Source organism: Microbulbifer variabilis, from assembly GCF_056232115.1.
The window spans coordinates 1,850,562-1,870,098 of sequence record NZ_CP174325.1; the positions used below are offsets into that span (position 1 = coordinate 1,850,562).

Consider the following 19,537-nt stretch of genomic DNA (forward strand, 5'->3'; position numbering starts at 1 on the left):
GAGCCCCTCCTGAAGCGAGATGGGCCCTGCAAGGAAGACTTATGTCGGCAAACAACAAGGTGATCTGGAGCGAGGGTATGTTTTTACGCCCTCAGCATTTTCAACAGCAGGATCGCTATCTTGAACAGTTGGTTGAGGCGCGCACGGCCTCGCTGGGGCCCTATACCTGGGGTGTGATTGAGCTGGGCATCGACAGTGAGCCGCTGTCTATGGGTAAAATTTCCGTGTCCCGCGTACGCGCTATCTTTCCTGATGGTACCCCGATATTGGCACCGGAAAACGAGCACCTGCCTGACGTTTTGGATGTACCGATCAATACGCGCGATGAAGTGGTTTACCTCTGTGTGCCGATGAAACGGCCGGGTAGCCAGGAATCCATACGGGATCAGGAAGATTTTCCCCAGGCGCGCTATCAAACGGCCAATTTCGACGCGCGTAACAGCGCCGCTGCTTCTGGTGAGTCTGCCCGCATCCAGGTGGGTAAGTTGCGTGTGTGTCTCAAGCTGGAAAGTGATGACCTGAGCGGCTATGCCGCGATCGGTATTGCGCGTATACGTGAGCGCCAGCCAGAGAAGCCGGTGGAATTGGATGCGGACTATATTCCACCGCTTTTAAATACAGAAACCTCGGCGGTAATTAAAGCCTATATCGAGGAGGTTAAGGGGCTACTCGACCATCGTGGTTCGGCTCTCGGGCACCGCCTCAGTGATAGTGGCAGAAGCGGCTCTGCGGAGATCGCCGATTACCTTTTACTGCAAGTGATTAACCGTTTCGAGCCACTACTGAAACAGATTACTGCCCAGCCGCGCTTGCATCCGCACTGTCTGTTTGTGGAACTTCTCCAGCTGGCTGGTGAGCTATCGACTTTCACTTCATCGACCAAACGCCCGCCGGATATTCCCAGTTATGCGCATGAAAACCTGCAACTTAGCTTTGCCGGGCTGTTTTCGGCTCTTCGCCAGTCGCTCTCTACCGTGCTGGAGCAGACAGCCATTCCCATGGAGCTGGTGCAGAGAAAATTTGGTATTTATGTCGCGCCAGTTACCGATCCCTCACTACTAAAGGGCGCCAGCTTTGTGATGGCCGCGAAAGCGGATATGCCTGGTGACCTGCTGCGCAGCCGTTTCCCCACCCAGTCCAAAGTGGCACCGGTAGAAGCTATTCGCGAATTGATTTCTGCGCAGTTACCCGGCTTGAAATTGCGCCCACTGCCTGTGGCGCCACGGCAAATTCCCTATCATGCCGGGTTTACTTATTTTGAGTTGGAGCGCAGCGGTGAGCTGTGGCAGGCGATGTTACGGTCTGGCGGTTTTGCCGTGCATCTCGGAGCGGAGTTCCCCGGGCTGACCATGGAGCTCTGGGCGATAAGGAATAACTGATATGAGCAATGAAAGCTTTACTCCACCGCCGACACCCAATGCGGGTGACAGAACCGTAATGATTCCAACTCCGGGTGCGGCAGCCCCGGCGCAGCCGGCAGCGCCGTCCCAGCAGCCATTTTTTGCCAGCCCTGGTGGCAGTGTGGATATGCAGATCCGCAACAGCTTAAACCCGCTGGTTTCTGCCGCCTCCAAATTGCTCGGTGTGATCATCAAGCTGCGCACAACCATGAATCATTCCAATGTGCCGGATTTACACAAGCGCTTGACCAAGGAAATCCAGGCGTTTGAACGAGAGGCCAAACAGTTGGCTCTGGCTCCGGAGTCGGTTCTCACTGCGCGCTACCTGCTGTGTACCGTAGTAGATGAAGTGGTGCTTACTACTCCCTGGGGAACCGCCAGTGGCTGGAGCCAGCACTCGTTGTTAAGTCTGTTCCATAAAGAGACTTTTGGTGGAGAAAAATGCTTTGCTATTTTGCAGCGCATGCTCGAAACGCCGGCCTCCCATCTGGAACTGCTGGAGCTTTTCTACTTGTGCCTAAGCCTCGGCTTCCAGGGCAAGTACCGATTGGTGCAGCGCGGCCACGAACAGATCGAACAGATACGCGATGAACTGTACCGAACGATTGAGCAACACAAGCCGGCTATGGACCGGGACCTGTCCCCCCGCTGGCAGGGCTGTGTCGAGCGCAAATCAGGCCTGATTCACTACGTGCCCTTATGGGTCGTTATGAGTGTTGCCTTGGGCCTGTTGGTCGCCACTTATAGCGGCTATCGCTGGTGGCTATACGAAACGACGACGCCAGTGGCTGATCGCGTTGTAGATCTCACAGGCAGTGACAGCGAAGCCCCGCAAGGGGAAGAAGGGTAACACTCGGACTGAACCGATCCGGCGCGGCAAAGCCCCGGGGAGATGGAGCTATTCATGAAACGCTTGCGCGACTTTTTTACCAATAAATGGGTGCTAGGACTGATCGGACTGTCAGCACTCTCTGTGCTCATTTGGTTTGGGGCGGATTACATCAAATTTGGCAGTGAAAACGCCACTCTTTCGCCAACTATTCGTATCACAATAATCGTATTTATTTTCGCCCTCTGGCTGGTGTGGAACTTGAGCCAGTGGTTGGTGGAGCGCCGCCAGAATCAGGCATTAATTAAGGGCATTGAAGAGTCTCAGGAGGCAGCACAGGATCCGGATGAGGAGCACTCCCGCGAGGAACTGGATGCACTGTCGGGGCGTTTCCGTGAAGCTATGGAAGTGTTGCGCAACGCCCGCTTCAAGTCAGACAAAGGTAAGATATCTCTATATCAGTTGCCCTGGTACATCATTATTGGTCCGCCTGGATGTGGTAAAACCACGGCTCTGGTGAATTCCGGCTTGGAGTTCCCCCTTGCGCAAAGTCACGGGAAAGAGGCTTTGGGTGGGGTTGGCGGTACGCGCAACTGCGATTGGTGGTTTACCAATGATGCGGTGCTGATAGATACCGCAGGCCGCTATACCACTCAAGATAGTCATAGGGTATATGACAACAGTGCTTGGAAGGCTTTCCTGGGGTTATTGAAGCGCTATCGTCGCCGCCGCCCGATCAACGGCGCCATGGTTGCTATCAGTTTGCAGGATTTGATGGTGCAAACTGAGGAGCAGCGCCAGCATCAGGCAAAAACAATTCGCCAACGCGTAAATGAACTGCAGCAGGAATTGGGCATTCGCTTTCCTATCTATCTCACCTTCACCAAGTGTGACCTGGTGGCGGGCTTTAGTGAGTTCTTTGATAACCTGTCCCAAGCTGAGCGTGAGCAGGTTTGGGGCGTGAGTTTCCCACGCGAAACCAATGCTACGATCGGTGCGCCTTTGGATAACTTCAAGGCGGAATTCAACCAATTGATAGAGCGCCTGAATCAGCGCGTTTTGTGGCGAGTGCACCAGGAGCGCAATGTAGAGAAGCGCGCTTTATTGCAGGGTTTCCCTGCTCGAATGGAAAATCTCGCAGATATTCTGGCCGACTTTATCAAGCAATCCTTCGAGCCAAACCGCTACGAAACTGTGCCAATGGTAAGGGGCATTTACTTTACCAGTGGTACCCAAGAGGGTAGCCCGGTAGACAGAATGATGGCTTCGGTCACCGCAGACTTTGGTCTTGAGCGCAGTGTTGCGCACAAATTCCAAGGGGCGGGGAAGAGCTTTTTCCTACACCGCTTACTCAAGGATGTTATTTTTCCAGAGGCGGAGCTGGTTGGCGTTAACCGCAGGGTAGAAACAGCCAATCAGTGGCTGCGCAGAGCGGTGTATGCCACGCTGGCGGCGGTATTCGTGGGCTCGATTTTCCTTTGGAGTGGCAGTCTTGCGTCAAATAAGCTGTCTATGGGGGAGGTTAATGACAGCCTGGCTGCCTATCAACAGGCTGAGGATGAGCTCAAGGGTAAACGGCCCACGCCAGCAAATACCTTGAAAATGCTTGAACCCCTGCGCCGGGCAACCTCAGTGTACGATCGCGAGGAGCACCCCTGGATATCTAACCTGGGTTTGTATGACAAACGCATCGACCAGGCGGTAGACCAGCTCTACCGTCATAAATTGGAAACTGTTTTCCTGCCGGCATTGTTGCGCGATATTGAGAGTAACCTCAGCCGCTTGGGCAGTGATGACCCGGCTCTGGTCAGTACGCTGAAAACTTACTTGATGTTCTTTAACCCGGACAAGCTCGATATTGCCAGTGTTGAGGGTTACTACAATTCACGCTGGGAGCGACAGTTGCCGGGGGAGGCCGGTGAGCAGGAGAATTTGCGCTATCACCTCGACCAGTTGTTAGCCCAAGCGATCCCCGCAAGTGTCCAGCAGAATGATCGCGTAGTGGCGCGTGCGCGCCAGCAGCTGCGACGTATCCCGGTACCGCAGCGTCTTTTCGCCCAGCTACAAAATAGCGATCTGGGTCAGACCTCGGTAGATCTTTATCAGGAGATTGGAGGTGATACCCAGCAGGTTTTTGGTGTAGCAGCTAACGATCCACGATTCAGTATCCCCTTCTTGTATACCAAAGCCGGATACAAGGAAATGGACTTCGGGGCCGATTCCCAGCTGATGACAAACATGGCTGAGGAGCGCTGGATTTATGGTGGCGATCTCACTGGTGAGGACTTTACCGAGGCAGATCGCGCGAAACTTGGCGAGGATGTGAAGCGTATTTATTTGAGTGAATATCTGCAACAGTGGCAGTCTTTCCTCGGCGGTTTCAGTATCCGGAGATTTAACAGTACCTCCCAGGCTCTGGAGGTTCTCTCGACATTATCTGATCCCATCTATTCACCACTACTGGCCGTGACAGAAATCACAGCGGATAACACTCGTCTGACCCCTCGCCCTGAACTGCCCGTAGATGCTAAAGGCGTGCCGCTGCCGGTATCCAGCACTACTCGCAGGCTCGGGGGCGCTGCGCTGGATAGTGCTGCAGGTGCCCTTAAAGACCACTACAAGCCCAATATTGTCGATGTGCGTTTTGAAGAGGTGCAGCGCATTACCCAAAGTGAAAAGGGCAGGCCGGCGAGGATTCAGGAGTACCTTGTCACCATCAACAAGATTCAGGAGTACCTGACTGAGATTGATAGTGCACCCGATTCCAATGAGGCCGCTTTTGCTAGCGCCAAGAGTCGTTTTGCAGGGGGCGGTGACGCTATCAAGCAGCTGAGGGTTAAAGCGGCCAATGCGCCAGCTCCCTTTGATAGGTGGCTAACAGATATTGCTGACGGCACCTGGGCACTGGTGATGAGCAAGGCAAAAGGCCATCTCAACCGGGTGTGGCGGGAGCAGGTCTATTTCAGTTATGCCAATACCCTGGCCAACCGCTACCCACTGCGCAGTGACCGCGACCAGGAAGTACCGGTGATGGAATTTAATCAATACTTCAAACCGGGTGGCATTCAGCAGAAGTTTGTCGACGAATACCTGAAGCCATTTGTCGATACTAGAAACTGGAAAGTGAAATATGTGGAGGGACAAGGCATGAGTCTTTCCCAGGAGACTCTGTCACAGTTGCGACGTGCGGAAAAAATCCGCAAGACCTTCTTCGCTGCAGGAGCAAACGCATCCTATTCGTTTCGCATTGAGCCGACCAAGTTGGATTCCAGTGTGAGACTGTTTGAGCTGGAGCTGGGAGACCAACGGGTTCCTTATTCCCATGGGCCCAAGACCAGTAAGAAACTCACTTGGCGCGGTGGTGAGAGCAACAGGGCGCGGATTATTTTTGAAGACCTGAATGAAACTGTGCACCGCAAACATTTTGAAGGGGACTGGGCATGGTACCGTCTTCTCGCCAGTTCTGATGTGGAATCTGGCCGCAGTAATGCTGAGCGATTAGTGACCTTCTCAGAAGAAGGGCGTAAGGCACAGTTCAGGCTGATCGCCTCCAATGTAAACAATCCGTTTGATCGCAGCCTGCTGCGTGGGTACAGGTGTCCAGAGACCCTGTGAGCAGAGAGAGAGTAATTTGCAAAACTCTATAGGTATTTTTGGCAAGCTGCCGGGACATGGGGATTTTATCCAACGCCAGTTACCCGCCAGCTTTGTCAGTGTGTGGGATGAATGGCTACAGCGCGTTGTACATGGCTCCCGAGAGATTATGGGCAATGAGTGGCTGGATTATTATTTAACCAGCCCGGTCTGGCGCTTTGTGCATGCTAAGGGAGTGATTGATGAAAGCGCCTGGGCGGGGATCCTGGTTCCCAGTGTGGATAGCGTTGGCCGTTATTTTCCGCTAACGATCACGGCACCGTTGCCCGCAGCTACCGATGCATTTACCTTCATGGCGCATGAAAAAGACTGGTTTCAGGGACTCTCTGAACTGGCGATCGGCGCTCTGCAAAATATGCTGCATGTCGATCAGCTATCTGTGGCTTTTGCACCAGTTCCTACGGGGTTATATACGACGATTTTGCCCGGACCTCAATCAGACTTTTATGTATCCAGTGGTGATGCATCGGGTATTGAGAGCAGTTATGCGGGGCTGCTAGGACAGTTGTGTAAAAAGAGCTTTGCCAGCTACAGCTTGTGGTGGTGTGAAGGGTCACAACATCTGGCTCCGACCAGTCTGTTATGTCCGTCACTGCCGAGTCCTGAGTTCTACTGTTCCATGCTGGGTGCAAGGCAGCCGCAAGTGGCGATGTAAGAAGTGGAGGGAAATATCGCGTGGCACAAATGATTATATTGGACAAGAACAAACACCACAGGCACAGCGTTCTGGTGGGGGATATTTCTCATAGTGATAAGCGACATATCTGTCCGGTTTACCCTGGTGAATTCCATACGGTAGCGCAGGACTGTCCAGTTGTGTTTGCCAAGTCCGATGACGGCCAGGCGCTGGAAAGCTGTGCCATGTTGGGAATCAAGCCTGGCAAGAATCTGTTTTGGCAGGAGGGGAAGTGGCAGGGCACTTATATACCGGCAGTATTGAGAGCCCATCCCTTCTACTTACATTATCAGGATGTGGACTCCAAAAGTGCGGTGATTTGTATTGATTCATCGGCATTGTCGGCGGAAGCTGGTGAGACAGCCCACAAACTTTTTGAGGAAAACGGCGAGCCAACTCAGCATTTAGCTGGGGCCAGGAATCTGTTGTACAAAATTCATCAGCAGAAGTTGCAGGGTAAAGAGTTTATCCGCTGTCTCACTGAGTTGGATCTGTTGCAGGAGCAGGTTGTATTAGTTGACCTGCCGGGTAATACAAAACACCACCTCACCGGGGTGTTTTGTGTATCAGAGAAGCGCCTGAATGAGCTGGATGAGCGGGATTTTTTAACTTTGCGAAAGCGTGGTTATTTAGCATATATCTATGCTCATATTTTCAGTTTGAAGCAGTCAGTGAATTTGAGTGGCTTGTTTAAAAAATATCACGCTCGTTCACTACATTGATTTATCGGGTCATAAGTATGGAACTCAATTAATAATAGAGTGATTGAGTTGAGAAAATAATTGATCGATGGTCTCCCCTATGGGGGGTATCGCTTGTTGGCAGGACATGCGGAGTGTGTCCAGAGGTTGCCTACCTATCAATCGCTGCAGGAAGCTAGGGTTAGGGTATGTCTTACGTGGTGGTATTTACAGGGGAAATAAGGAAGCTTTATGAAAGGCGCCGGGCAATTGCGGCACTGGATAGTGATTTTGGATTTAGTTTCAGTCAAATAAAAGCCCTGATGGCCAGCTCCAGGTCACGATTAAAGAAAACTGATGATAGGGCGGAAGCCTGTCGATTTATGCACAAATTGTGGAACTCCGGTTGGCACTCTCAATTGTACTTGGACGTTGAGCTTTTGCACTGCACTAAAGCATCCAGTGAAAGTGGTGGATCGGAGTTGCCAGTAGTACTGGGTAAACTGCACAGTACAGATCCCGGAATTTCTGTGAGTGCGCCGCGCAGCTGGAGTTCATGTGATAACCTGAATCCTGGTGCGGTGATTCAGGCTGGAAATGTAGAGGCCAATCGCTATCTGATTGTTTTGGCGCAGAACCGTTCAGAGCTTCCTGCTGAACTCACGCTTGCCGATTACGGTGAAGCGCAGATGAAGCAGTGCCTGGAGAAGGTTGCTGGCGGAGAGCGGTTGAGTGGCCCCGATCCGGTGGAACACTCATGGCAAACAGGACTTTTGTACGAGATGAGTGCGAATATTGGCCAGGATTCCGTGCAGTATCTGGTCGCTTTTTTTCAGAATTCGCAGAGTTTTTATACCTTGTTTTTGTGGACCGATTTGCAAAGCTTTACACAGAGCAAAGTAGAATTTATTCAGGTAGTGGCTACTTTCCAGTCATTACATCCTGATTCAGGTACCGCAGAAAATAAGGGCTCAGCTGTAATCACCGTGTAATGACTCCTGAAAAAATCCTAAATACTAAAAATTTAACAAAAATAATTTGCACAACTTTGTGCTTCATGCACTTTTTTTAGGGTAATGTTGGCTCATCGTGTCATTTGCCTTGATTAGATCTTTACAACGTGTACTCTTCTCGAGATTCTTATTGAAGGAATTGTTTCGGTAGAAGGGACTTATTTTCATGGCATTCCCAAATACAATAAATATCGAAGAACTCATTGCTCCAATCACCTCGGACAGCCCCGTCGGAGAGGATATCCGAGAGGATCGCTCTCCAACCTCGGATTACTACTCCATCAAGGATGCGCGCAATAGCGCCCGGGCTGCTGAGCGCTCGGCTATGTTCGATGAAACAGATGCTGATCTTCTGGCGCCCTGGCGTGATGTAGCTAAATCTGCCGAAAAGATTCTTACCAAGAAAGGTAAGGATCTGGAGGTGGCCAGTTGGTATACCGAGGCACTTATCCGGCTGCATGGCTTTACTGGGCTGCGCGACGGTTTCCAATTGATAGACCAGCTTATAGAAGAATTTTGGGATGGCTTATTCCCGTTGCCGGATGAGGATGGCATTGAGACAAAAGTTGCCCCCCTGACAGGCCTCAACGGTGATGGCGGCGATGGTACTCTAATGATGCCGATCCGCAGTGCACCGGTCACTCCCGAAGGAGACTACGGAGATTTCTCCTTCTTCCAGCACCAGCAGGCGCGAGATGCTGATCGCATTGCTGATGACGATGCTAAAGCCGCACGAATTGAAACTTTGGGTTATAGTTTTGAGGACGTCAATCAGTGTGTGAACAGTGCGAGTAATGAGTGGGCTCAGAACCTGATTGAGACAATAGAGTCCAGCATTGCTCACTACAAAAATATTAATGATGTGCTGCGTAAGAGTTGCGGCCATGATGCCCCTCCTTCGACCAATATTTCCTCTCTTTTGGATGAAGTGCTGCGCACAGCCAGATTTATTTATAAAACCCAGTTGGAATCGATAGCGGCTCAGGCTGAAGCAACAACGACCCAAGGTGATGAGTTAGCATCAGCTGAGGCTGTCTCAGATGATGCTGTCCCAAATGTTGCGGCCACATTGGTGGCCAATGCTATCGCGGCACCTACAGGGCCTGTGTCCTCGCGTGAGGATGCACTTCGCCTGTTAGAGCAGGCCGCCAAGTATTTCAGGACTTACGAGCCCCATACTCCGCTGGCACCAGGTCTGGAACGACTGATTGGCTGGGGGCGTATGACGGTTTCAGAATTGATGACAGAGTTGCTGCCGGATGAGCAGTCCCGAGCGCTCTATTCCCAGCTCACAGGAGTGCGCCTGGATGGCACCGATACTCAGCGCTACGTGGCGCCACCAGTATCGAGCAGCACCCCTTCGTCTGCACCGGCTGCATCTGAGCCTGCGCCTGCCACTTCTGAGCCAGCGCCTGCCTCCGATGATGCTTGGGGCGGTCAACCACAAGAAGAAGCCAGCACAGGTTGGTAGTTAATTGAGAACAGCAGTCCCTAAATCTAGGAAAGGAGACCTGAGATGTCTGAAAGCATCCACAATAAACTAAAGCGTGTGCGCAAGCCGCGTGTACATATTACTTATGATGTTGAAACTAATGGCGCAGAAGTCAAAAAGGAGCTTCCTTTCGTGGCGGGCGTTATGGGCGATTATTCAGGTGATAACACTGAAAATCGCAAGGCGTTGAAAGATCGTAAATTCGTTCAAATCGATCGTGACAATTTCAACGATGTAATGACCAAGGTAAACCCGAAGTTGAACCTACAGGTGGAGAACACCCTGTCAGGTGACGGCAGTAAAATGGCCGTGGATCTCGATTTCAGACAAATGGACGACTTTTCCCCAGAGCAGATTGTGGATCAGGTTGAGCCGCTCAAGCAGCTTTTGGAGGCGCGCAGTAAATTGCGTGACCTATTGAGCAAGGCTGACCGTTCAGAAGAGCTGGAGAAAGTTCTGGAAGATATTCTGAAGAGCACGGAAAACGTAGGCGCTATTTCCGAGCAGCTGGGCCTGAACAAGGATAAAGGAGAGGACTCAGAATGAGCACAGAAGTAGAAAATGTAGCGGAAAGCGAAGCTGAGGAACAATCTTCCAGCCTGTTGGACCAGGCGATTGCCGCAACTAAGCAAACTGAGCCTCAAGAAGCGCAAGACCTGATTGCAAACCTCACTGAACAGGTCCTAAAAGGTACCGTTACCTGGGATCGCAACCTGACTCAGACCATTAAAACTGCGGTTAGCGCGATTGACCAGGCTATGTCCAAGCAGCTGTCCGCAATCCTGCACGATGAAAAATTCCAAAAGCTGGAAGGCTCCTGGCGTGGGCTCAACCACTTGGTGATGAACTCTGAAACCGGGGCGACAATGAAGATCCGCATGCTCAATCTGAGCAAGCGTGAACTGTTCCGTGACCTGGACAAAGCTGTTGAGTTTGACCAGAGCCAGACCTTTAAGAAAATCTATGAAGAAGAGTTTGGCACCGCTGGTGGTGAGCCTTATGGCTGCATGATTGGTGATTTCGAATTTACCAGCCACCCAGAAGATATCGAGCTGCTGAGCAAGATGTCGAATGTTGCTGCAGCGGGCTTCTGTCCGTTTATTTCCGCTGCCGGCGCCGGTATGTTCGGTTTTGATGATTACACTGAGCTGTCCAAGCCCCGCGATCTCGGCGGTATTTTTGAGTCAGCTGAATACATTAAGTGGCGCAGCTTCCGCGACAGTGATGATTCCCGTTTCGTGACTTTGGTAATGCCGCGCACCCTGGCTCGTACCCCTTATGGCGCCAACACCAAGCCCATCGAAGCTTTTGATTTTGAGGAGTTTGAAGTTGATGAGTCCGGTGTTTCCCGTCCGGCTGAGCACGACCAGTACTGCTGGATGAATGCTTCTTATGTTATGGGTACCACCATGACCAAAGCTTTCGCTGAAAACTCCTGGTGTACTGCAATTCGCGGTGCAGAGGGTGGTGGTAAGGTGGAAGGTCTGCCCTCACACGTGTTTAAAAGTGATGACGGCGATCTTGACCAGAAATGCCCTACTGAAATCGGTATTACCGACCGCCGTGAAGCGGAACTCAGTGCTCAGGGCTTCCTGCCGCTGTGCCATTATAAAAATACTGACTATTCCGTATTTTTCGGTTCCCAGAGCGCACAGAAAGCCAAGACTTATGATGACCCGGACGCAACTGCAAACGCAGCTATTTCCGCGCGTTTACCTTATCTGATGGCCACTTCTCGTATCGCCCATTACCTGAAAGTAATGGCTCGGGACAAGGTGGGTTCTTTCATGGAAGCCAGTGACTGTGAGCGCTGGTTGAACAAGTGGATTTCCCAATACACCAACTCAAATCCGGATGCGAGCCCGGAAATGAAGGCGAAGTACCCGCTCTCTGAGGCCCGTGTGGAAGTGAAGGAAATTCCAGGACAGCCTGGCTGTTACAGTGCAGTTGCTTATTTGAAGCCTTGGCTGCAGATGGAAGAGCTGACTACATCCATGCGTATGGTGGCGAATATCCCGTCCGCTGGATAATGCCACAGGCCCGCCTGTTTGAGGCGGGCCACCTCTTCAAAGGGCCTTGCTCAAGGCCAGGATTCTGTCGAATCTCTCAGGAACAATGCTTGTGGGAGTTTTCCGGTGCCTTGCGCAACACATGACCAGATAATGGAAGATCACGTAGACGTACTACCGGAAAAGTTGGCCAAGGGAGAGCAGAGCGAACTTCGGCGCTTTTTAAGTGAGCCGGATGATCTGTTTGCCTTTGAATATTGGCTAACTGAAATTTGTCCCTGCTCAAAGAAGGATAATTTTTCTGTTCGCCAGTATCTCAGCCGCGTGATTATGGAGCTGGATGAGCTTATTTGTGATCAGGTAAACCGGATCATTCATCACCCTCGCTTTCAACAACTCGAAGCAAGTTGGCGTGGTTTGTCCATGCTGGTTTTTAATACGCCGCACTCGGACAATATTAAGATCAAATTACTGGATGCCAACTGGCGGGATTTGAGCAAAGATATGGAAAGAGCTCCGGATTTTGATCAGTCCGGTCTTTTCCACCTAATCTATAACGAGGAGTTCGGCACTCCGGGTGGTGAGCCATTTGGCCTACTACTGGGCGATTACTATATCTGCCATCGACCAATGCCGGATCACCCCTACGATGACGTATTTACACTGCAGGGGATAGCGCATACGGCAGCAGCTGCTTTTGCTCCTTTCATTTGTGCCGCCACTCCGTATCTCTTTGGTATTGATCATTTCGATGACCTTGCAAAACCAATCCAGTTTTCCGAAGTTTTTCGCCAGAAAGAGTATATTCGCTGGAATAGTTTGCGCGACCTGGAAGATAGCCGCTTTGTTGCGGTTACCCTGCCGCATGTACTTATGCGCGAGCCTTACAGTGTTGAATTTTCCCGCTATCGTGGATTGCGATTTCAGGAGCAGGTTAATGCCTCTCACAACCGACACTATTTATGGGGTAATGCCTGTTTTGCCTTAGGCGCCGTGCTGCTGCGTGAATTTAGTGAGGTGGGATGGTTTTCCCATATTCGTGGCGTAGCCCGCGATCACCTGGGTGGCGGTCTGGTAACCCAGTTGCCGAAAATACCCTATAGACCGGATAGCAATCCTTCCATGGTGCGTATGTCCACCTCGATTCTGGTTACAGATTTTGCGGAAAGGGATTTGTCTGAGCTGGGATTTGCCTGCTTGAGCCACTGTTATGATACCCCTTACAGCGCATTTAATAGTGTGCCGTCTCTACAAAAGGCTAAGCAATACACCTCGAAAGCCGCCACAGCGAATGCGCGTATCAGTTCCATGTTACAGCAGATTCTTTGTGCGTCCCGCTTTGCACATTATATCAAGGTAATGATCAGGGATAAGGTTGGTGCCTATATGAATGCCGCTGACTGTGAACGCCAGTTACAACAGTGGCTCGATCGTTATACCACTGGCCGTGACGATCTTTCGTGGGAGATGCTTGCGCGCTATCCATTGCGCGAGGCACGAGTCAGGGTGGTTGATGAGCCTGGCAAGGCAGGTAGCTATCAAAGTGTTATCCACTTGAAAAGTCATTATACCGTTGATCATTTGGTTTCTGAACTGAAGCTGACTACGGCCTTGGCGACCATAGGTGTAGGAGGCACTTAGGTTTATGGCAAAGGAAAAGCGCCTGCTGGCACCGGTTCTGGACAGACTGCTGGATTCTTCTAGCAGAATGGATATACATCAATCCCATCAGGTTCTGAGGCAATTACGTGAGGGAGTGCGACGCGATCTCGAGTACCTATTTAATACGCGCTATCGCTGTATTTCTGCTCCTGATGGACTGGATAATCTTGAGCACTCTAATATTAATTATGGTCTCCCGGATTTATCCACAGTAAATTTATCTTCATTGGGCAGCAGGAAACAGTTTTGCCGGGATATAGAAAAAACAATCCTAAATTTTGAGCCAAGAATTCGCTCGGTAAAAGTCACAACCCAGGAAAAGGTTGATGTAGAGGATCCGAGTATTCGTTTTCGAGTCGAAGCTGTATTGCATGTGAATCCGGCGGCAGAAGTGATTGTGTTTGATTCGGCCCTGAACCCTGTGACCCAACTGGTAGACGTGTCTGAGATTATGTAATGAGTGAAAAATTAATCGATCTCTATGAGCGCGAATTAGCCTTTATTCAGCAAACTTCTGCTGAATTTGCTCGGATGCATCCCGCAGCGGCCTCGCGATTACAATTGGATGCGGAAACAGTTGACGATCCTCTCGTGGGACGCTTGTTATCGGGTTTCGCTTATATGAATGCGAGGGTACAGCAGAAACTCAGCGATGATTTTCCCGAGCTGACAGATGCTATGCTGGAAACCCTTTATCCGCATTATCTAAGGCCAATTCCCTCCTGCGCTATTGTACAGTTTGAGCCGGATGCAGATCTTGATGCTATCACTCCGGTGGCAGCTGGTGCTTTATTGGAAAGTGAAAGCTTTCAAGGACAGACCTGCCGCTTTACTACTAATTATCCGGTAGATATCAGTCCATTTCAGCCCGTGAGCGCTAGTCTGATGCCCAGGCCCTTTATTGCACCTGGTTGTAATGATATCCAGGGGGCAAATGCGGTTCTTAAATTGTCCTTAAAAGCTTTGAGCCCGGATTTAAGTTTTGCGGAAATGACACCGGAAAATTTGCGTTTTTTCCTGCGCGGTCAAGCTACGCACGTATATGCTCTTTACGATTTGTTGCTGACAAAGTGTGTAAAGTTGGTAGTAGCCAATGGTGAGAGTGACCCTAAACCAACATTTCTATCTCCTGATGATATCAAACAGGTAGGGCTGGACGAAGATCAGGGATTGTTGCCTTACCCCGATACAGCATTTATTGGCTATCGGCTACTGACAGAATATTTCGCTTTTCCAGAAAAATTCCTATTTCTGGATATTGCCAATTTGCAGAATGCTCTGAATGAGAGCTATGGTGATACACTAAATCTCTATTTCTATCTTTCTGAAACCCATGAAGAATTGGAAAAACAACTGGTTCCCAGTATGTTTGCCCTTGGCTGCACTCCGGTAATCAACTTATTTAGTCAGAGTGCTGATCCAATCCCCTTGAGTCACACTCAATATAATTATCATATTGTGCCCGATGCTCGCCGCAGTGATGGCTTGGAGATTTATTCCATTGACGAGGTCGCTGCGACAGATGGTGATGGAGAAACGACCAATTACCGACCATTTTATGGCATTAAGCATAGTCAGCATCATGCGGAGCAATCGGCATTCTGGTACAGCCAGCGCAGAGATGTTATTGAAGGTGAGCATCGCAATGAACAGGCTTCAGAGGTTGATATCAGCCTGGTAGATCTCGATTTTAATCCACACAGAATCAGTGACCAGACGCTGGATATTAAGCTAACTTGCTGTAATCGCAATTTGCCAAAAAAACTACCCAGTGGAAATTCGCAACCTTATCTAGAGGTGGTGGATGGAGATGTTCCAGCCAGTCGTATTTCCAGTGTGGTTGCGCCAACAGCGACATTGAGACCTCCGAGAAGAGAGCGTGGTTTCTGGCGATTAATTTCGCACCTGAATTTGAATCATCTTTCACTATCAGGTGATCAGGGTTGTGACGCCCTCAAGGAGATATTCAGGCTATATGACTTTCGCGATTCTGCCAGCACGCGCAACTTAATTGAGTCGTTGCTTAAGTTGCAAACCAAGCCTGTTACCGCACCGATACAGATCGATCAGAGTGTAGTTTTGTGCCGGGGTACTGAAGTGGAAATAGAACTCGATTCTATGATGCTTACTGGTACTAGCCCACTCTTATTTGCCAGTATTATTGAGCGCTTTTTAGGACTCTATTGCTCTATTAATTCATTTACCAAATTGATTGCCACTATGAGTGGCAGAGATGGAGACTTGAAGAGATGGCCACCTCGCGCCGGCGAAAAAGCTTTACTGTAATAGAGCGGCTGCGCCGAGAACCCTACAATTTCGACTTTTTTCAGGCTGTACGTCTGGTAGAGCGGGCAGTGTCAATGTCGGATGGCGGGTTCTGTAAAGAGCCTATTGCCGGAGCCGCACCACCATCCAAAGAATTGGTGCGTTTTAGCGCTCAATCGGGGCTTTCATTTGTTGGGTCAGACGTTCTACGACTTGAGAAAAAGCAATCCGTTGGGGCACAAGGGCAGGACTCCGATGTCAGCCAATGGCATATGGAGGTTGGGTTTACCGGTTTGATCGGTAGTCAGGGGGTTATGCCTTACTACCTGACTGAGCTTGTGCAAAAAGAGCTGAGGGAAAATAACACGGCTCTGCGTGATTTTCTCGATATGTTCAATCATCGTCATGTGTCACTGCTCTACCAAGCTTGGTACAAATATCAACTTCCAGTGAATTATGAACGGCAGCGCCTGCGCACTGAGCGTGAACCTGATCTTTTCACCCAAGCTATTGCTTCCCTGGCTGGACTCGGCACGAGTGAAATGCGTTACCGGATGCCTATACCTGATGAGGCAATGTTGGGAATGGCCGGCCACCTTGGTCAGGAGCGATGCTCTGCGGCAGCTCTGACCAGTATGATCAAGCACTACTTTAATCTTATCGTGAGTATTGAGCAGTTCCAGGGGCAATGGGATGCGTTACCCAAAGATATTCTCTGTAGACTCCCGTGTGATGAGGCTCCTGATGGGGTGAATAATTGCCTTGGTACCAACACGATCCTGGGGACTCATTGCTTCCAGGCACAGAATAAATTCCGGGTGATTATAGAACCAATGGCCTATGAGCAATTTATGACAATTGCTCCTGGAACCCAGAAATTGGAAGCATTAAAAGCGTTTATTAAGTTTAGCGCAGGTATTGAAATGGATTTTGAACTTTCCGTATCACTGCCTTCCAAGCAAGTGTCACCGGTACAGTTAAATCGGAAATCTGAACATGAGCCCCTGCTGGGATGGAATACTCATATGGCCAGTGAGCAGGAAGCTGTAGATCCAGTGCAGATTACGCTAAGTGCTGAAAATTTATCACCCGATGAAGCTTTACCAGCAGCATAAGTAATATTTAACAATAATTTTTAAAAGGACCTTTACGCCGTGATTAATATTGATCTGAAGCGGTTAGTGGATACCATGACACCGCACATGCGTGACTCTCTTGAGGGGGCTGCCGGCTTGTGTTTGGCACAGAACCAGTACAATGTAGAGTTAGAGCACTGGCTACTCAAATTGTTGGACCAGTCTGATACAGACCTGTATCACCTGCTGGAAAAACATGATTGTAACCCAGCCAATTTCGCCAAACAGTTGGCAACGGCAATTGCTGGGTTCCGTTCCGGAAGCAGCCGCCCACCGGCGCTGTCTCCGACTATTGTAGAGGCAGGTAAAAATGCCTGGATGCTTGCTTCAATTGACTATGGCCATCGTGCTATCAGTTCCGGGCATTTCCTGGCGGCGCTATTATTGGAAGAAACTTCCCGCCGACAAATCCTAGAGTCTTGTCCCGAACTCAAGAATATAGCCCCGGAATCTGTCCGTGAAACAGCTAGAGCGATGTTTGGTCAGAGCGGAGAATCCAGCCATGTAGGAGCTGCGGCAGCCAGTAGTGATGGAGCTGCTGCGGTGGCCGCAGCGGCCAGCAAGGCGCCGGCGTTGGACAAGTACACTATTAACCTCACCGAAAGAGCCAAAAAGGGTGAGATCGATCCTGTACTCGGCCGAGATGAAGAGATTCGCCAGTGTATCGATATCCTAACCCGTCGCCGACAAAATAACCCAATTCTTACCGGCGAAGCCGGTGTTGGCAAAACCGCCGTCGTGGAAGGGTTTGCATTGCGCATTGCCAGTGGTGATGTACCAGAGCCATTGCGTGGTGTCGCTGTACGTACACTCGACCTCGGCCTGTTACAGGCGGGCGCCAGCGTAAAGGGCGAGTTCGAGAATCGCTTGAAATCGGTTATCGAAGAAGTACGCGCTTCAGCTACGCCAATAATTTTATTTATTGACGAAGCCCACACCATGATTGGTGCTGGTGGTAAGGAAGGACAGGGTGATGCGGCTAACTTGCTGAAGCCTGCGTTGGCCAGGGGGGAATTGCGTACTCTCGCCGCAACGACATGGGCGGAATACAAAAAATATTTCGAGCGCGACCCAGCCCTCACCAGACGCTTCCAAGTGGTAAAAGTGGAAGAGCCAGATGAAAACAATGCTATTGATATGATGCGTGGTATTGCTACTTCCCTGGAACAGCATCACAAGGTGCGTATTCTGGATGAAGCAGTTATCGCATCAGTGAAATTGTCCCATCGCTACATTCCCGGCCGCCAGCTTCCCGATAAGTCGGTAAGTCTGTTAGACACCGCCTGTGCTCGGGTGGCTTTGAGTCAGTCGGCTACGCCGGGGGCAATTGAAGATGCTCGGATTAATATTAATCGCACTACTACCACTCTGGCCAAGTTGGAACGTGAAAATGCGGCAATGGGTGAGCACGAAGAGCAATTGGCTGAATTGAGAGAGTTTAAGCAAGCTGAAGAGCAGCGCCAGGCCTCTCTGGAGCAGCAACTTACTCAGGAAAATGAGCTGATTGAGCAGATTCAGAAACTGCGTGATCTGATTGACGCTGAGTTTGTAAAAACTCAGGGTGGTAATAGTGAAGAGACTCCCGATGCTGCCTTGTTGGCAGACTACCAAGAACAACTTAAAGTTCTTATCTCTGATCTGGAGGCGATCCAGGGAGATACACCACTCATGCAGCCTGCGGTGGACGAGCAGGCAATAGCTGCGGTAGTTGCCAACTGGACTGGAATCCCGGTAGGCAAAATGGTGAGCGATGAAATTGTTGCAGTGAAGACACTGGCCGACCGGCTGAATAAGCGTGTCATAGGACAGCCACACGCAATTGAGGCCGTTGCCCAGGCAATCCGTACCTCCCGTGCTGGGTTGACTGATCCCCGTAAGCCTGTCGGGGTATTTATGTTCTGCGGTACCAGTGGTGTGGGTAAAACCGAAACTGCGTTGGCTTTAGCGGATGAGCTATTTGGCGGTGAGCAAAGTATTACCACAATTAATATGGCTGAGTTCAAGGAAGAGCATAAAGTTTCCATGCTTCTGGGCTCTCCACCAGGGTATGTTGGTTACGGAGAAGGTGGTGTGCTCACTGAAGCTGCACGACGTAAGCCTTATTCAGTAATCCTGCTAGATGAAATGGAAAAAGCCCATCCGGGTGTGCAGGATATTTTCTACAATTTGTTTGATAAAGGCACGATTAAGGATGGTGAAGGTCGTGATATCGACTTTAAGAACACAGTTATTATCATGACTTCAAACGCTGGTGAAGACGCTATCAGAGCTATCTTTAACCAAGTTGAGGAAAAGCCTGAACCGGATGTATTGTTGGATAATATCCGTCCTCATCTGTTACAGAAATTCAAGCCGGCTTTCCTCGGCCGGGCTAATGTAGTTGCCTACTACCCGCTGGATGACGAGGATCTGGTTGAGATTTGTAAAATCAATATGCGCAAGGTTGAGAAACGAGTGCGTGAGCACTACGGAGCATCTTTCTCATATGATGAGGATGTACTTATCAATATCGTAGCGCGATGTCATGAAGCTGATACTGGCGCCCGTAATATTGAGGTGATCTTAAATAAAACTCTGTTACCTGAATTGGCTAGTGAGTGCCTGGATAAGATGGCGAAAGGTGAAGAAGTTAAGGTAATTAAAGTTTCCGCGACTGAAGAAGGTGACTTTGCCTATAACGTAGAATAATCAGAAAACTAGCCCAGTAGTGGAGTCAACTGG

14 protein-coding genes are annotated in these 19,537 nt (G+C 50.1%); all 14 read left to right on the top strand.

Going from position 1 to position 19,537, the window contains the following annotated elements:
* Positions 1 to 41 precede the first annotated feature (41 nt).
* The 14 genes from tssK (at position 42) to tssH (ending at position 19,504) form a co-directional block, all read left to right on the top strand.
* Entirely contained in the window at positions 42 to 1,379 is a 1,338-nt protein-coding gene (tssK, locus tag ACJJI7_RS08120) for a type VI secretion system baseplate subunit TssK (RefSeq protein WP_282951870.1), read from the top strand.
* Position 1,380: 1 nt separating this feature from the next.
* Positions 1,381 to 2,250, top strand: coding sequence for a type IVB secretion system protein IcmH/DotU (icmH, locus tag ACJJI7_RS08125; RefSeq protein ID WP_282951869.1), 870 nt, complete (start codon positions 1,381 to 1,383; stop codon positions 2,248 to 2,250).
* Between the two features lie 54 nt (positions 2,251 to 2,304).
* Positions 2,305 to 5,844, top strand: a complete 3,540-nt coding sequence (tssM, locus tag ACJJI7_RS08130) for a type VI secretion system membrane subunit TssM (protein ID WP_282951868.1) — start codon at positions 2,305 to 2,307, stop codon at positions 5,842 to 5,844.
* Between the two features lie 16 nt (positions 5,845 to 5,860).
* On the top strand, positions 5,861 to 6,538 hold the full coding sequence (tagF, locus tag ACJJI7_RS08135; RefSeq protein WP_282951867.1) for a type VI secretion system-associated protein TagF: 678 nt from the start codon (positions 5,861 to 5,863) through the stop codon (positions 6,536 to 6,538).
* 29 nt (positions 6,539 to 6,567) lie between these two features.
* Entirely contained in the window at positions 6,568 to 7,281 is a 714-nt protein-coding gene (locus tag ACJJI7_RS08140) for a SapC family protein (protein WP_282953636.1), read from the top strand.
* Between the two features lie 167 nt (positions 7,282 to 7,448).
* Entirely contained in the window at positions 7,449 to 8,231 is a 783-nt protein-coding gene (locus ACJJI7_RS08145; RefSeq protein WP_282951866.1) for a hypothetical protein, read from the top strand.
* Between the two features lie 187 nt (positions 8,232 to 8,418).
* Entirely contained in the window at positions 8,419 to 9,723 is a 1,305-nt protein-coding gene (gene tssA / locus ACJJI7_RS08150; protein ID WP_282951865.1) for a type VI secretion system protein TssA, read from the top strand.
* A 45-nt stretch (positions 9,724 to 9,768) separates the two neighbouring features.
* The gene (gene tssB / locus ACJJI7_RS08155; protein ID WP_020413601.1) at positions 9,769 to 10,290 is read left to right on the top strand and encodes a type VI secretion system contractile sheath small subunit; all 522 of its coding nucleotides are present in this window, start codon (positions 9,769 to 9,771) and stop codon (positions 10,288 to 10,290) included.
* Complete coding sequence (tssC, locus tag ACJJI7_RS08160; RefSeq protein WP_020413600.1) at positions 10,287 to 11,774, top strand: type VI secretion system contractile sheath large subunit; 1,488 nt, start codon at positions 10,287 to 10,289, stop codon at positions 11,772 to 11,774. The genes tssB and tssC (ACJJI7_RS08160) overlap by 4 nt, the downstream gene beginning before the upstream one ends.
* A 132-nt stretch (positions 11,775 to 11,906) precedes the next feature.
* A complete protein-coding gene (tssC, locus tag ACJJI7_RS08165) occupies positions 11,907 to 13,394 on the top strand; it encodes a type VI secretion system contractile sheath large subunit (protein ID WP_282951864.1) in 1,488 nt (495 codons plus the stop codon).
* Positions 13,395 to 13,398: 4 nt separating this feature from the next.
* A complete protein-coding gene (gene tssE, locus ACJJI7_RS08170; RefSeq protein ID WP_020413598.1) occupies positions 13,399 to 13,872 on the top strand; it encodes a type VI secretion system baseplate subunit TssE in 474 nt (157 codons plus the stop codon).
* Positions 13,872 to 15,701: a type VI secretion system baseplate subunit TssF gene (tssF, locus tag ACJJI7_RS08175; RefSeq protein WP_282951863.1), complete on the top strand. Its 1,830-nt coding sequence runs from the start codon at positions 13,872 to 13,874 to the stop codon at positions 15,699 to 15,701. Before tssE ends, tssF begins: the two co-directional genes overlap by 1 nt.
* The gene (tssG, locus tag ACJJI7_RS08180; protein WP_282951862.1) at positions 15,665 to 16,795 is read left to right on the top strand and encodes a type VI secretion system baseplate subunit TssG; all 1,131 of its coding nucleotides are present in this window, start codon (positions 15,665 to 15,667) and stop codon (positions 16,793 to 16,795) included. Before tssF ends, tssG begins: the two co-directional genes overlap by 37 nt.
* A 39-nt stretch (positions 16,796 to 16,834) precedes the next feature.
* Positions 16,835 to 19,504: a type VI secretion system ATPase TssH gene (gene tssH, locus ACJJI7_RS08185; protein WP_444902339.1), complete on the top strand. Its 2,670-nt coding sequence runs from the start codon at positions 16,835 to 16,837 to the stop codon at positions 19,502 to 19,504.
* Positions 19,505 to 19,537 lie beyond the last annotated feature (33 nt).